9 protein-coding genes are annotated in these 13,508 nt (G+C 64.9%); 6 read left to right on the forward strand and 3 right to left on the reverse strand.

What is annotated here, in order from left to right; genetic code table 11:
• The first annotated feature begins 5 nt into the window (after positions 1–5).
• The 6 genes from edd (at position 6) to ACUXST_RS02350 (ending at position 6,667) form a co-directional block, all read left to right on the forward strand.
• Positions 6–1,817, forward strand: a complete 1,812-nt coding sequence (gene edd, locus ACUXST_RS02325; protein WP_458388335.1) for a phosphogluconate dehydratase — start codon at positions 6–8, stop codon at positions 1,815–1,817.
• Positions 1,814–2,782, forward strand: a complete 969-nt coding sequence (gene glk, locus ACUXST_RS02330) for a glucokinase (protein WP_458388336.1) — start codon at positions 1,814–1,816, stop codon at positions 2,780–2,782. Before edd ends, glk begins: the two co-directional genes overlap by 4 nt.
• Positions 2,779–3,390: a bifunctional 4-hydroxy-2-oxoglutarate aldolase/2-dehydro-3-deoxy-phosphogluconate aldolase gene (eda, locus tag ACUXST_RS02335; protein ID WP_458388337.1), complete on the forward strand. Its 612-nt coding sequence runs from the start codon at positions 2,779–2,781 to the stop codon at positions 3,388–3,390. Before glk ends, eda begins: the two co-directional genes overlap by 4 nt.
• Positions 3,391–3,506: 116 nt before the next feature.
• Entirely contained in the window at positions 3,507–3,965 is a 459-nt protein-coding gene (locus ACUXST_RS02340; RefSeq protein WP_458388338.1) for a hypothetical protein, read from the forward strand.
• Between the two features lie 17 nt (positions 3,966–3,982).
• Positions 3,983–5,023, forward strand: a complete 1,041-nt coding sequence (locus ACUXST_RS02345; protein WP_458388339.1) for a cupin-like domain-containing protein — start codon at positions 3,983–3,985, stop codon at positions 5,021–5,023.
• 3 nt (positions 5,024–5,026) lie between these two features.
• Entirely contained in the window at positions 5,027–6,667 is a 1,641-nt protein-coding gene (locus ACUXST_RS02350; protein WP_458388340.1) for an alpha-L-fucosidase, read from the forward strand.
• Here the strand turns inward: ACUXST_RS02350 and ACUXST_RS02355 are convergent.
• Genes ACUXST_RS02355 through ACUXST_RS02365 form a run of 3 tightly spaced genes read right to left on the reverse strand, consistent with a single transcriptional unit; the run spans position 6,664 to position 13,475 of the window.
• Positions 6,664–9,540, reverse strand: a complete 2,877-nt coding sequence (locus ACUXST_RS02355; protein WP_458388341.1) for a TIM-barrel domain-containing protein — start codon at positions 9,538–9,540, stop codon at positions 6,664–6,666. The two genes, ACUXST_RS02350 and ACUXST_RS02355, sit on opposite strands and share 4 nt — an antisense overlap.
• Positions 9,541–9,550: 10 nt before the next feature.
• Positions 9,551–11,167: a DUF5597 domain-containing protein gene (locus ACUXST_RS02360; protein ID WP_458388342.1), complete on the reverse strand. Its 1,617-nt coding sequence runs from the start codon at positions 11,165–11,167 to the stop codon at positions 9,551–9,553.
• A 43-nt stretch (positions 11,168–11,210) separates the two neighbouring features.
• Positions 11,211–13,475, reverse strand: a complete 2,265-nt coding sequence (locus ACUXST_RS02365) for a WD40/YVTN/BNR-like repeat-containing protein (RefSeq protein ID WP_458388343.1) — start codon at positions 13,473–13,475, stop codon at positions 11,211–11,213.
• Between the last annotated feature and the right edge of the window lie 33 nt (positions 13,476–13,508).

A 13,508-nucleotide genomic window follows, 5' to 3' on the forward strand; every position in this document is an offset into this window, starting at 1 on the left:
ACGCGATGAGCCTTCACCCGACAATCGCACACGTCACCGACCGGATCATCGAACGGTCGAAGCCCACGCGCAAACGCTACCTCGACCTGATGCGCAAACAGAAGGAGAGCGGCATCAATCGCCCCACCATGTCGTGCGGCAATTTCGCGCACGGCTTCGCTGGATCGGGCGAAGACCAGGAGGCTATCCGCGACCTGCGCGGGCCGAACATCGGCATTGTAACCGCTTACAACGACATGCTGTCGGCGCACGCGCCCTACGGCCGCTATCCCGACCAGATGAAAGTCTTCGCGCGGGAGGTCGGCGCCACTGCGCAGGTGGCCGGCGGCGTGCCTGCGATGTGCGACGGCGTCACGCAGGGGCAGGCCGGCATGGACCTGTCGCTGTTCAGCCGCGACGTGATCGCGATGAGCACTGCCGTCGCGCTGAGCCACGGCATGTTCGAGGCAGCGGCGCTGCTCGGAATTTGCGACAAGATCGTTCCCGGTCTGCTGATCGGCGCGCTTCGCTTCGGTCATTTGCCGGTGCTGCTTGTGCCGGGCGGACCCATGCCGTCGGGGCTGTCTAACAAGGAGAAGCAGCGGATCCGGCAGCTCTATGCGGAGGGCAAGATCGGCAAGAGCGAACTGCTGCAGGCAGAGGCGGCTTCCTATCATACGTCCGGCACCTGCACCTTCTACGGGACCGCGAATTCGAACCAGATGATGATGGAGTTGATGGGGCTGCACATCCCCAATGCGGCCTTCATCAATCCCGGCACGCCCCTGCGCCAGGCACTGACGCGGGCTGCGGTGCACCGCCTGGTCAACCTCGCGCGAAGCGGGGAACGGCCGCTGGGGGAGGTCGTGGACGAGAAGGCAATCGTCAATGCGATGATCGGCCTCCTCGCGACCGGCGGGTCGACCAATCACACCATTCACCTCCCGGCCATGGCACGCGCCGCGGGAATCCGGATCGACTGGGAGGATTTCGAGGAGCTGTCGTCTGCGGTGCCGCTGATCGCGAGGGTTTATCCGAACGGATCGAAGGACGTGAACGACTTCCAGCTCGCCGGCGGCATGGGGTTCGTCACGTACACGCTGATGCGCGAAGGCCTGCTGCATGGCGACACCGTCACCGCTGGCGCCGACAGCATGGAGGCGTGGATCGGCAATCCCGAGCTTCACGGCGACGAGCTGGTGTGGAAGCCGGCGGAAGAGAGCGCCGACATCGACATGCTGAAGCCCGCGAGTGAGCCGTTCCAGCCGGATGGCGGGTTGCGGCTGCTACGCGGTAATCTCGGCCGTGGCGTCATCAAGACAAGCGCGGTCGATCCCGAACGTCTGTTCATCGAGGCGCCGGCGCGCTGCTTCTCGGACCAGAATGAAGTGCTTGAGGCGTTCAAGGCGGGTGAGCTCACCGGGGACGTGGTGGTGGTGGTCCGCTTCCAGGGGCCGCGTGCCAACGGCATGCCCGAGCTGCACAAGCTGGTGCCGACGCTTGGCGTGCTGCAGGACCGGGGGCAGAAGGTGGCGCTGGTGACCGACGGCCGCATGTCGGGGGCAAGCGGCAAGGTGCCTGCCGCAATCCACATGTCACCTGAAGCGCTGCCCGACGGGCCACTCGCCCGCGTGCGCGATGGCGACATCATCCGGCTCGACGCGCCCAACGGGAGCCTCGACGCTGTCGGGGTAGACCTTGCGACTCGTGCTCCGGCCAATTCGCCACCGCCGCCAGTCGGTACCGGGCGGGAACTCTTCGCGCTCATGCGTCAGGCGGATGAAGCGGAGCGCGGCGCCTCGGCAATGCTCGCAGCGATGGAGTTGGAACAAGCATGAGGCGAATTGCGGCGGCGGATGTCGGGGGAACGCACGCCCGCTTCGCACTTGCTACGATAGACGGCGGACGGGTCGTCGAACTCGGTGAGCCGGTCACCCTGAAGACGGCGGAGCACGGAAGCTTCCAACTGGCTTGGCAGGAGTTCGGGCGCCGCGCGGCGATAGAGCTTCCGAACGAACTCTCCATTGCCTTCGCAGGGCCGATCGGCGGCGAGGTGCTGAAGCTCACCAACAATCCCTGGGTAATCCGCCCTGCGTTGATCAAGGACAGGCTGGGCGTCGATCGCTACACCATCGTCAATGATTTCGGGGCAGTTGCCCATGCGGTGGCGTCACTGGGACCGCAGGATTTCCAGCACCTCTGCGGCCCGGAACGTTCGCTGCCGGACAACGGGATCATCAGCGTGCTGGGGCCGGGCACCGGCCTCGGCGTCGCAATCCTGCACAAGCATAGCGATACTTACGACGTCATCGAAACCGAGGGCGGGCACATCGACTTCGCCCCGCTCGACAGCCTCGAAGACCGGATCCTGCAGCAGCTTCGAAAGAACTTCCGGCGCGTGTCGGTGGAACGGCTGGTTGCCGGGCGCGGCCTGTGGAACATCTACGAGGCGTTGGGGGCGATCGAGGGACTGAACCTGACCTTCCACGAGGAGAAGGAGCTGTGGAGCGCGGCGCTCGAGTATCGCGACAGCCTCGCCAATGCAGCGCTCGACCGCTTCTGCCTGAGTCTCGGGGCCGTCTCTGGAGACATGGCGCTGGCGCAAGGGGCGGAAGCAGTGGTGATCGCGGGCGGGCTCGGCCAGCGTCTCGCCGATCACCTGCCGAACTCCGGATTTCGCGACCGCTTCATTTCCAAGGGCCGCTTCGAGCGGCGGATGGACGAGATGCCGGTCAAGCTCATCACTCACCCGCAGCCCGGCCTGTTCGGCGCGGCTGCGGCCTTCGCTCGGGAGCACCCATGACGATCGACGAGATCATGCGCACCGCACCGGTGATTCCGGTGCTGATCCTCGACGACAGCACCGATCCGGTGGAGCTTGCCGAGACTCTGGTCGGCGCGGGCCTTCGCGTTCTCGAAGTGACGTTGAGGACACCCAACGCTCTTGACGCCATTCGCGCCATGAGCGGGGTCGACGGCGCAATTGTCGGGGCAGGTACGGTGCTGAACGAGGCGCAGCTTGCCCAGGCGGTCGACGCGGGAAGCCAGTTCATCGTCTCGCCAGGATTGACAAATCCGCTCGCCCTCGCCGCGCGAGACACTGGCATTGCCTATCTGCCGGGAGTGTCGACCGCCGCGGACATCATGCGTGGCCTCGACCTTGGGCTTAATCGCTTCAAGTTCTTCCCGGCCGAGGGCTCCGGCGGAATTCCGGCGCTCCAGGCTCTCTCCGCGCCGTTCGCTGACGCTCGCTTCTGTCCCACCGGCGGCATTCGGCCCGACACTGCTGCCGGCTGGCTGGCCGTGCCTTCGGTCCTGTGCGTCGGCGGCACATGGTTCATTCGTCCGGGCGAAACGGACATGGGACCAGTGGCCGAGCGCGCCAGGACAGCGGCGGCGCTGCCCCGCTGACACCGTGCACAGCGTTGGTTCAGGTTGAAAATCGCATAAGGTAGCAGGGTGCAACCATTGCGATTCATTGGGAACTTCGCCAGTTGGTAGCGCTAACCGGATATTGGAGCGGGAAAATGGTACGTTCGATTGCAACCATCTCGGTCGGCATCGCGCTGACGGTCGCGGGCGCCAACGGTGCTTTCGCACAAGCAATGCCGGGCCCGCTGCCCGGTACCGGAGATTCGACGAAGATCTCGTCGGGCAACCAGCGCGCAAACGCCGACTATAATCACCTTATCGGTGCCGGCGATGCGAAGCCGTCCGCAAAGGACGACGACCGGCGGGCTACGACGTCGTCAGCGGTCCCCGCTACGGCTGCCGACCTCAAGGTCGGGAGCGCGCTGCGTGACATCAAAGGCGTGCACATCGGAACGGTCTCGCAGGTCGAGGCCGATGGCGTCGTGGTCGACACCGGCGCGACCAAGATCAAGGTTCCCGCGAGCGCCTTTGGGAAGGACAAGCAAGGTCTCCTGCTCGGCCTTACCGCAGCCCGCTTCAATGAGCTGGTCGCCAAGGTCCAGACTGCTCACTGATCATCGGCAGGCGCGAGGTGGCCGACGCTGAACCGGGCGCAGTCGACCTGACGCAGGCCGGGCAGGTCCGCTCCATCGAAGGGGCGGACGCTGCCAGTTTCCACGGAGAGGTCGAGAGCCGGTATGAACCGGCAGTGCTCCGCCAGCTGACGGGCGATTGGCCTGCCGTCAGGGCCGCGCGCGAGTCTACCGAAGCGCTGGTGCGTTATCTGTCGGGTCAGGACAACGGCACGCCGATCCGCGCCTTCGTCGGGCAGCCGGACATCTCCGGACGTTATTTCTATCGTCCGGACATGGACGGATTCAATTTCGACGTTGCCGAGACCAAATTCAGCAGCCTTCTCGCAGCGTTGCTCGATCCCGCGCAGGCGAACCGGTCGATCTATATGGGGTCAACTCCGACCCGGGGCATCCTGCCGCAGTTCGCATCCGAGAATCCGATGCGCATCGCTGCAGACAGGGGCGGAGAGCCGCGGATCTGGGTCGGTAACTCCAGCCGCGTGGCGCCGCATTACGACGAGTCCGACAACATCGCATGCGTCGTCTCCGGACGGCGCCGGTTCATCCTGTTCCCACCGGAGCAGCTGGTGAACCTCTACGTGGGGCCGATCGACCGCACCATTGCCGGTCAGCCAATCAGCATGGTGGACCTGGACCGGGTCGATTTCGAACGTTTCCCCAGGTTTCGCGAGGCTCTGAAGCATGCGCTCGTCGCCGACCTGGAGCCGGGCGATGCGATCTACATACCGGCCCTCTGGTGGCACGCCGTGCAGGCGAACGGCCCTCTGAACATCCTCGTAAACTATTGGTGGAGCGATGCTCCGCCGGACGCAGGCTCGCCAATGCACGCGCTCGGCCATGGTCTCCTGACGATCAGCCACCTGCCGGAGGAGAAGCGGCAGGCCTGGCGCAATCTCTTCGACCATTACGTCTTCAAGACGAACGGCGATCCCGCAGCGCACATTCCAGTGGCTGCGCGCGGCATCGTCGGAAGATCGACGCCGGAGCTTCGCAAGACGCTGCGGCAGTTCCTTATCCGCGCGCTGCAGAGCCTCTAGCGCTTGCGGCTCGACCGTCGGACGTTTCTCGCTTCCGGAGCGGCAGCCACGGCGATGGGAGGGAGTGGCGCTGCCGCTGACAACCGCGGTGGCCCCGTCGCCCCTGACTGGACCTCACTCGCGTCCCACTACAGCGTCCCCGAGTGGTTCCGGGATGCCAAGTTCGGGATCTGGGCACACTGGGGGCCGCAGTGCCAGCCGGAGTTCGGCGATTGGTATGCGCGCCTGATGTACTTGCAGGGGCGCCAGCCCTGGCAGTCGGGCGAGACGCCCTACGAGCACCACTTGAAGAACTACGGGCATCCGAGCCGCACTGGCTTCATCGATATCATCGGCGATTGGAACGCCGACGAGTGGCAGCCCGAGCATCTGCTCAAGCGCTACCGGCAGGCGGGCGCGCGCTATTTCATGGCGATGGGCTGCCACCACGACAATCTCGACCTGTTCGCAAGCCGGCACCACGCCTGGAACTCGACGCGCGTGGGGCCGAAACGGGACATCGTCGGCACCTGGGAGCCGTTGGTGCGGGCAGCAGGGCTGAAGTTCGGCATTTCAAATCACTCGAGCCACGCCTGGCACTGGTACCAGGTTGCCTATGGCTATGACGCCGAAGGCCCGATGCGCGGGCGGCGCTACGATGCCTACTGGCTGCGCAAGAAGCATGGCCGCGGCAGATATTGGCAGGGGCTCGACCCGCAGGAGCTCTATACCGGACCATATTACGTTGCGCCCGAGGGGATCACCACTGCGGCCGCGATGAATGCCTGGCACGATGCGCGGGACGGGCAGTGGATCGAAAGCGCTCCGCCGGCGAACCGACGCTTCGTCGAGCAGTGGCTGCTGAGACAGAAGCAGATGGTCGAGGATTACCGCCCTGACCTCGTCTATTTCGACGACACCGGCTTGCCGCTGGGGCAGGCGGGGCTCGACGCGGCTGCGCACTATTACAATCAGGCGCTCGGCTGGCGCGGCGACATCGACGTTGTGGTCTTCGGCAAGAAGCTCGAGGGCTTGCAACGGCACGCGATCGTCGAGGACGTCGAGCGCGGCTTCCTCGACGAGATCAGGCCGCAACCGTGGCAGACCGACACCTGCATCGGCAACTGGCACTATGACCGGCGTCTCTATGAGCAGGGCGGTTACAAGACGCCCAAGCAGGTCATCCAACGGCTGGTCGACGTCGTGTCGAAGAACGGCAACCTGCTGCTGAACATTCCGGTGCGCGGCAACGGGACGATCGACGACAAGGAAGAGTCGGTTCTAGACGCGATCACTGCCTGGATGGCAGTCAACGGGGAGGCGATCCACGGCACCCGGCCCTGGCGGCAGTTCGGCGAGGGACCGACGAAGCCGCCGACCGGCGCGATGTCGGAGGATCAAACGAAGCCGTTCACTGCACAGGACGTGCGTTTCACGCGGGCAGCAGGCATCCTCCATGCATTCTTCTTGGAGCCGCCTGGCGGAGAGGCTCGCATTGCGGCGCTCGGCACGCGCGCCCTGCCCGACGCCGAGATCGAGCAGGTCACGTTTCAGGACGAGCGTCCACTCAGTTTCCGGCGGGACCATGACGCGCTCGTCGTCACCATGCCGCAAACGCGGTCGCTAGTGCCGCGGATTAGTGTCCGCGGGCGGGGGCTCGTCTAGCGCGGCGCGCGGAAGGAGATCGGAGCTCCGGTGTAAGTGATCGTCTCGTCTGCCGAGTCGAGATCGAGCGGTCGACCAGGCCTTATCCAGCGGACCCGGATTGTGCGCTGGCCTGCCATGCCGGGCCAGGAGCCTTCCCGAGCCCCGACCGTCAGCGTCTTCGTCCCTTCATCGTAGCTCAGCGGAATGCGTGCATAGCGGCCGTTGAGATATTGCCGGCTGACACCGTCATCCTCGTACAGCGAGTAGGTGCCGTTCGCGCCGGTGTAGACCGTGAGCGTGATCGGCGGGTTCGCCTCCTGGAGCGCGTATTGCACCGCCGGTCCCGTCGGCACGATCGATCCGGCGCGCACGAACAGCGGCATCCGTTCGAATGGGGCGGCGGCAGAGATGGTCTGCCCGCCCCGGACGCTCCGTCCCGTGTAGAAGTCGTACCAGTTGCTGCCAGCGGGCAGATACACCGGTCGCGAGCGTGCCTTGTAGGTTGTCACCGGCGCAACGAGGAATGCCGGGCCGAACAGATATTCGTCCTTGATGCCCCACGTCTTCCGATCGGCGGGGAAATCCATGACGAGGCCGCGCATGATGGTGCCGTCTCGCCAATAGCTGTCTGCAGCGACGGTGTAGATGTAGGGCATGAGCCGGTATCGGAGCCGGTCGTACCACTCCATCGACCGGAACATCGGCGAGCCGGCAGGCGCGATCTCGAAGATCTCGCGGTGGATGTTCTCGCCGTGGCTCCGGAACAGCGGGGAGAAGGCGCCGAACTGGAACCATCGCAGGTTGAGCTCCCGCCATTCCGCCAAGTCGGCGGCATTCGGCTTCTGGAAGCGGGGCTCCATCGTGTAGCCGCCGATATCGTGCGACCAGTTCGGAATGCCGGACATGGAGAAGTTCACACCCGCCGAGACCTGCTCGCGGAAGTTGTCCCAGCGAGAGGCGACGTCGCCGGACCACAAGGCTGCGCCGTCGCGCTGAATGCCGGTGAAGGCCGAGCGCGTGAGGATGAACGGGCGCACGTCAGGCTTGTATGCAGTCAGGCCCTGATACACGCCCTCGACGTGCTCGAGCGGATATGAGTTGAACACGGCGAGCGCCGGGCCGGCGGCAGTCGGGCCCATGCGGCGGGCGCGTTCCTCGATCGTCAGATTGGAGTGAAAATCCGGCTCGTCGGAATCGAGCCAGTAAGCGTCGAAGCCCTTTGCCGCGATGCCATCGCGGACCTGACGCCAGTAGATGTCCCGCGCCTTGCGATTGTAGGGATCATAGAAGGCGTTGAAGTAGCCCGGCCCGACCCAGTCGAGATACATGTCCTTGACGTAAGCGGCGTCCCTCGGCTCGCTTGGAAGCGGGTTGGACGCCGTCTCGTAGATGCCGTGAACCGCCGCGAGCTCGTTGTAGTTGGCGAGCCCCTTGTAGTATTTCGCCCACACCGAGATCATCACGTGGGCATTGTTGCGGTGGATGTCGTCAACCATCCCCTTGGGATCGGGAAAGCGGGCGGGGTCGAAGCACTGGCAGCCCCAGGCATCCTGCGGCCAGTAGAGCCAATCCTGCACGATGTTGTCGAGCGGAAGGCCGCGTTTGCGGTACTCGTGAAGAACTCCGAGCAACTGGTCCTGCGTCTCATACCGCTGGCGGCTCTGCCAGAAGCCGTACGCCCACTTCGGCGCCAGAACCGCCTTGCCGGTGAGCTGGCGATAGCCGGAGATCACATTGTCGATGCTGTCGCCGCCGACATAATAATAGTCGATCGCGCGCGCCGCGTCGGACGCGAAGGAGATCGAGTGGCGGTCCGCTTCGGGTAGCGGATCGTTGTGATCGAGCGCGATGTAGCCGCTGTCCGGCTCCCACTCGATGCGGATGTCTGCGGGCTTGCCGGCGGCAAGCTCGGCATCGAAGTTGTGGTAGAAGGCGTTCCAGTTCTGCCGCCAGCGATCGAGCACCTTGTGACCATTGACGAACACGCGCGCGTAGCCTGACGAGAACAGGCGGAACTTGTGCAACCCGCCCGTGCCGGGAACCACACGACCGGTCCAGACGACCTTCAGTCCCGGGACAGTGCCCGACAGCTCGGGAGTCCGGGCGCCGGTTGGCCAGTTGCCGCGCGACTCCAGATACTGGTAATTGATGGTCGGTTCCTGCCGCTGGGCCAGCGGCTTGCCGTTCACGGTGTAGGTCGCCGTCCAGCCCGGCGCTCCGTTCGCACCGATGACCTTGAGGCTGTCGCTGCTGCCCCCAACCAGACTGTAGGGGTGCAGATTGCCGAAACGGGTGATCGAGGTGTTGTCCCACAGCAGCCCGTAATTGCGCGTGGACACGACGAACGGGATCGCGACGTCCATGTTGTGCTGGATGAGTTCGACGTCTTCGCCGTTGTAGTTCATCTGACCGTTCTGGTGCTGACCGAGGCCAAACAGGCCCTCATCGGTACCGCGATTGAACTGCTGGCTGACGGTGTAGAACGGCACGCCCTCGATCGTCACCGGAGCGAAGTTCCCCGATGCGCTCTCGGCGAGATCGACCTGCCCGGACGCATCCAGGAACGTGACCTTGCCGTCTGCCACATCGACAGTGGCACGGACTGCCGGCGTTGCCAGCGTCACATGTCCAGCCGCTTCGGCCGCGGTGAACGGAATTGCCGCCGGGCGGGCGACGACGGAGAAACTCGCCGGCAGGTCGAAACTGCCGGTCGCGCTTTCGGTCACGCGAACGATGCGGTCGCCGTACAGCTGCAGGCGAACGGCCTTGGCGGGCGCCGCAGTCGGGGTGACGATGATGCCAGTTTCGGTCTTCCGCCAGTTGCCCTGCGCGAGGGCGGCGCCGCTCGTCGCGGCAAGAAGTGCAGCGATGGAAATACGCGCAATGTTCACCGGGAAACTCCTAGCGATAGGTGCCCAGCCGCACCTTCAGAAGCGCGGGCCGGGTGAGGTTCAAGCCATAGTCGGTCTGGTCGCCGTTCCAGCGGCGCGTCATGACCCAGCGTCCGTTCTGGAACGTGCCTTCTTCAACGTCGAGGAACTGCGAATTCTCGCCCGGAGCCGCGTGGTCCAGGCTAAAGCGCATGCGAATGTCGGAGCCGGCGAGAAGGAACTCGTCCGGCGCCAGCTGGATGACCGCGGCGCCGCCAACGGACTGTTCTTTCGTCGGGTTCACCGGCATTTTCGTCCACGTCCAGTCGCGTTCGCCGAACTCCCACTGGCCGTATTGAGCGGTGACCTTCCACCGGCCGAGCACCTGCGACTGATCGGAAGCATCAGCCGGCTTGGCGAAGCCGATGGTGGAGTGCTGGAACGACAGCTGTGCCCAGTCACGTTCGATCGGCGCAAGCAGGCGGTATTTCTCGGCAAATGCCTCAAGCGTCTCCGCGTCGAGCTTGCGCGTGCCTAGCGGGAAGTTCGAGTAGCCGGTCGCGTCCATTCCGAACGGCGCCCAACCGATCGCCCCCTTCCCAAGCGCCAGCCACAAAAACCGCGAATATTCCGGTGCGTTGCCGTTTTCGGGCACAAACACCGCGTTGTCAGTGCGCGCATAGTGGTCGAGCTGCTTGGCATAGACCTTGTCGTCCCGGTCGTAGATGTCCGGCGCTTCGAGAGCGAGGTGGGGCGCGGCGACTTTCCAGATGTCGATGACGTTCCAGTTGGGCCCGCCACTGGCTCCGTACTGCGCGCCCTCTTCCTTGAAGGGATCGCTGAGCGATGCGTTGGCGTACATCGGCAGGTTGAGCTCGGCCTGGCCAGCGGCGGCGACCTGATCGACGTAACGGCCGACGTACCACGAATTGAAGGCCTGGTCGGCCTTCCACCCGAACGCCTGTGTCCAGGTGCCGCTTTTGCCGACACGCCGCGCGAGTTCGGCCGGGATCGGCTGCGCGAACAGCCGCTGGGCCACCGGCGCGAAGTCCCGTGGCGAGCCATAGCTGCCAGTCTCGTTCTCAACCTGCATCATGATGACGGTGTGCTGCGGATCGACCTCGCGAATGTGCCGCATCAAAGCAGCAAAGGCGCGGCTGTCGGCTTGCAGAGTCGATGCGCCGTGGGCCGACAGGACGTAGTGCGTCTTGCCGTCCTTGGTGATCATGCGCGGGAAGCGGCGCGTGTCGGACTTCACCCATTCCGGCGTGTAGCTGGCGCTCGTGTTCTTCCAGGTGCCGAACCAGAGCGGCACAAGGCGAACGTTTTTCTGCCGTGCCTGTGTGATGAGGGTGTCGACGTAGGAAAAGTCGAAGCGGCCTTCCTGGGGCTCGATCTGCTCCCAGGCAATCGGGATCTCGACCGTGTTGGCGTGCAGTTCGCGGACGACCTGCCAAACCTTCGGCAGCATCGCCGGGTAATTGCTGCTGTTGTGGGCCTGAGCGCCAAGCATCAGGAAGGGGGCGCCGTCGACGATCATCGCGTGACGGCCGTTGGCGTGCTCAAGGTGGGGCAGGGGGGTGGCCTGTGCGAGCACCGGGCTCGCGCCCAGCGACAGTGCGGCGAAAACCAACCGTTGATGAAGCATCGTTCGACCCATCTCCCGAGGCGGTGATCGCGCGTTGGTAGCGCTAACGCAAGGGCTTCGACCGTGCTGGATCGCCGTACAGGATGCCTCGGCCGTCGGTGCCCACATAGACGCGGCCGAAGAGGCGCGGATCGCCGGTAACGACGCGGTATCGCAAGCCCCATTGGTGGGCGTCGTCGTTGATCCGCGTCCAATGCACGCCCGCATCTGTGGAGCGATAGAGCCCGCCGAAGGTCTGCTTGAAGTTCACCCCGAAGGCATAGACTGCGGGAACCCGCGCGCCGGGTGCAGCCTTGCCAAGGCCGAAGTTGATGAAGAACATGTCGTGGAGGGCGGGATCGGTCGAGATCAGGGGCGTGAAGCTGCGTCCGAAGTTCGTGCTGCGATAGAAATGGCCGTTGCTAAGAAGCCAGAGCTCGCCTGCTTTGTCGCTTCGCGCGACGAGGAGCGGTGGAGTTTCTCGCGACTTCACGCGCGGGTCCCATAAGCTCGCGGGGAGGCCTGTCGCGGGCACCCGTTGGAAGGACTTCGCGCGGTCGCGGCTGAGGAACAGCTTGCCGCCGCGATAGTCGATTGCATACCAGATTTGGGATGCAGCCTTATCGGCGACTGCACGGGCGTCGTCCGGCAGACCCGTCGGTCGCCACCAACTGATGCCGCGGTCAGCGGTGGCGAGCATTGCCGGACCGGACACGACGAAAGTTTTTCCGTCTGCCGAGACCGTGATCGGTGCGTCGCCGTTGCCGTCGATCCGCGTCCGCCGGTCGCCGCCCGTCGGGACAGCGGGAGCAACCAGTTCCCGCCAATTGTGCCCGCCGTCCGCCGACCAGGCGAGCGAGACGCCCTCGCTGGTGGCGACATAGGGCGAGGCGCTGCGGACGAGGATGCTCGGCGTGCGGCCCGCGAAGTCGACGTTGTTGGTGTTCGGGAGGTCCGGAACAAGGAAGGCGTGCTGCGGAGGCCGATCAAGGCGGTCGTGAACGAAACCGTGAACATCACCGATGCCGGAGACCAGATGCGCGCCTCCGGTTGGGCTCGCGAGACTCAGCGGGACGGTTTCCTCGACGCCCTTGACCCACGGCGTCCAGAGCAGGCGCGGCTTCAAGCCGTCCGACGTCCGATAAACGCTGTCGCCGGTTGTATAGGCAAGGGTGCCACCGTCGAAGGGGTCAATGCCGAGACCGCTGACCCAGTGGCCGAACGGCGCCTCGGCTCTGCCGAACTTGAGGAACGGCGCGGTCGACGTGTCGCGACTGCTGCGTTCGAGCAGGCTCGTCCAATGCGCGCCGGCGTCATCCGACAGCCAGATAGTGTCGCTGTGGTTCCAACGATCGACCGTCGACACCGCGAGGCGTCCGGGCCGCCGGGCATCGACGGACAGGCCCATATAGCCACCCTCCGCGTTGTCACGGCGCGCGGGCGTAATGTCGCGCCAGGCACCCGTGCGCGGCTCGAATGACCACACCGCACCGTCGTCGATGTCGTTTGGACCGATGCTCGTGCAATAATCGACAAACAGGCGGCCGTCGGAAGCAACTGCCGCTTTGACGGGGAGCAGCGATGCGGCGGGCTCTCCTGCCAGAGCCGCCCAGGTCTTGCCCCCGTCGACCGAGCGGAACAGGTGATGCGAGGCAGGATCTGCAACGCCGGCGTAGATGATCCTCGACCCGGCGGTCCCGCGGCTCGACCGATCGAAGACGACGAAGGAGACGCCGCCATGGGTCTTGCGTGCTTGCGGCGTGCCAAGGCCGGCCCACGGGAAACTCGTCACCTTGCTCCAGGTAGCGCCGCTATCGTCGCTCCGCCACAGTCCGTCATGACGGGAGCCGAAGAACAGGGTCGAAGTGTGGTTCGGGTCGACTGCGAGCCGCTCGCCCATGCCGCGACCGTCCTCGTTGCCGCCCATCTTGAACGGCACCTTGTTGATCTGCCAGGTCGCACCCCGATCGCTGCTGCGCAGGATTGCTGCAGGCTGCCACGCGTACATGCCCCCCGCCACATAGACGACGTTCGGGTCCTTAGGGTCCGGAGCGATGCTCTCGATGCCGTAATAGCTGTCCTCCCAAATCGAGTCCTCGAGTGGTATCCAGCGCTGCTTGATATTGTCCCAGCGGTAGGCTCCGCCGACGTCGGTCCGCAGGTAGGCGAGGCCTTTTTCGGCCGGACTGAAGATCACGTTTGGCGAGAAGCCACCGCCGCCGATGACGACGTTGCGCCACACATAGGGGACAGTTGCCACGGGTGCCGCGGAGGTTGCTCCAGCGCTCAAAGCGGCGAGAGACGCGAGCAGGCGCGCTATGCGTTTCAAAACCAGTTTCCTCCGTCAGTAGAGGCATGTTAG

Source organism: Sphingomonas sp. F9_3S_D5_B_2 (assembly GCF_054263715.1).

Coding starts and splice junctions, on each gene's coding strand:
- ACUXST_RS02360 (WP_458388342.1), bottom strand. CDS start 11,167: ATGCTTCATCAACGGTTGGTTTTCGCCGCACTGTCGCTGGGCGCGAGC.
- ACUXST_RS02340 (WP_458388338.1), top strand. CDS start 3,507: ATGGTACGTTCGATTGCAACCATCTCGGTCGGCATCGCGCTGACGGTC.
- glk (WP_458388336.1), top strand. CDS start 1,814: ATGAGGCGAATTGCGGCGGCGGATGTCGGGGGAACGCACGCCCGCTTC.
- edd (WP_458388335.1), top strand. CDS start 6: ATGAGCCTTCACCCGACAATCGCACACGTCACCGACCGGATCATCGAA.
- eda (WP_458388337.1), top strand. CDS start 2,779: ATGACGATCGACGAGATCATGCGCACCGCACCGGTGATTCCGGTGCTG.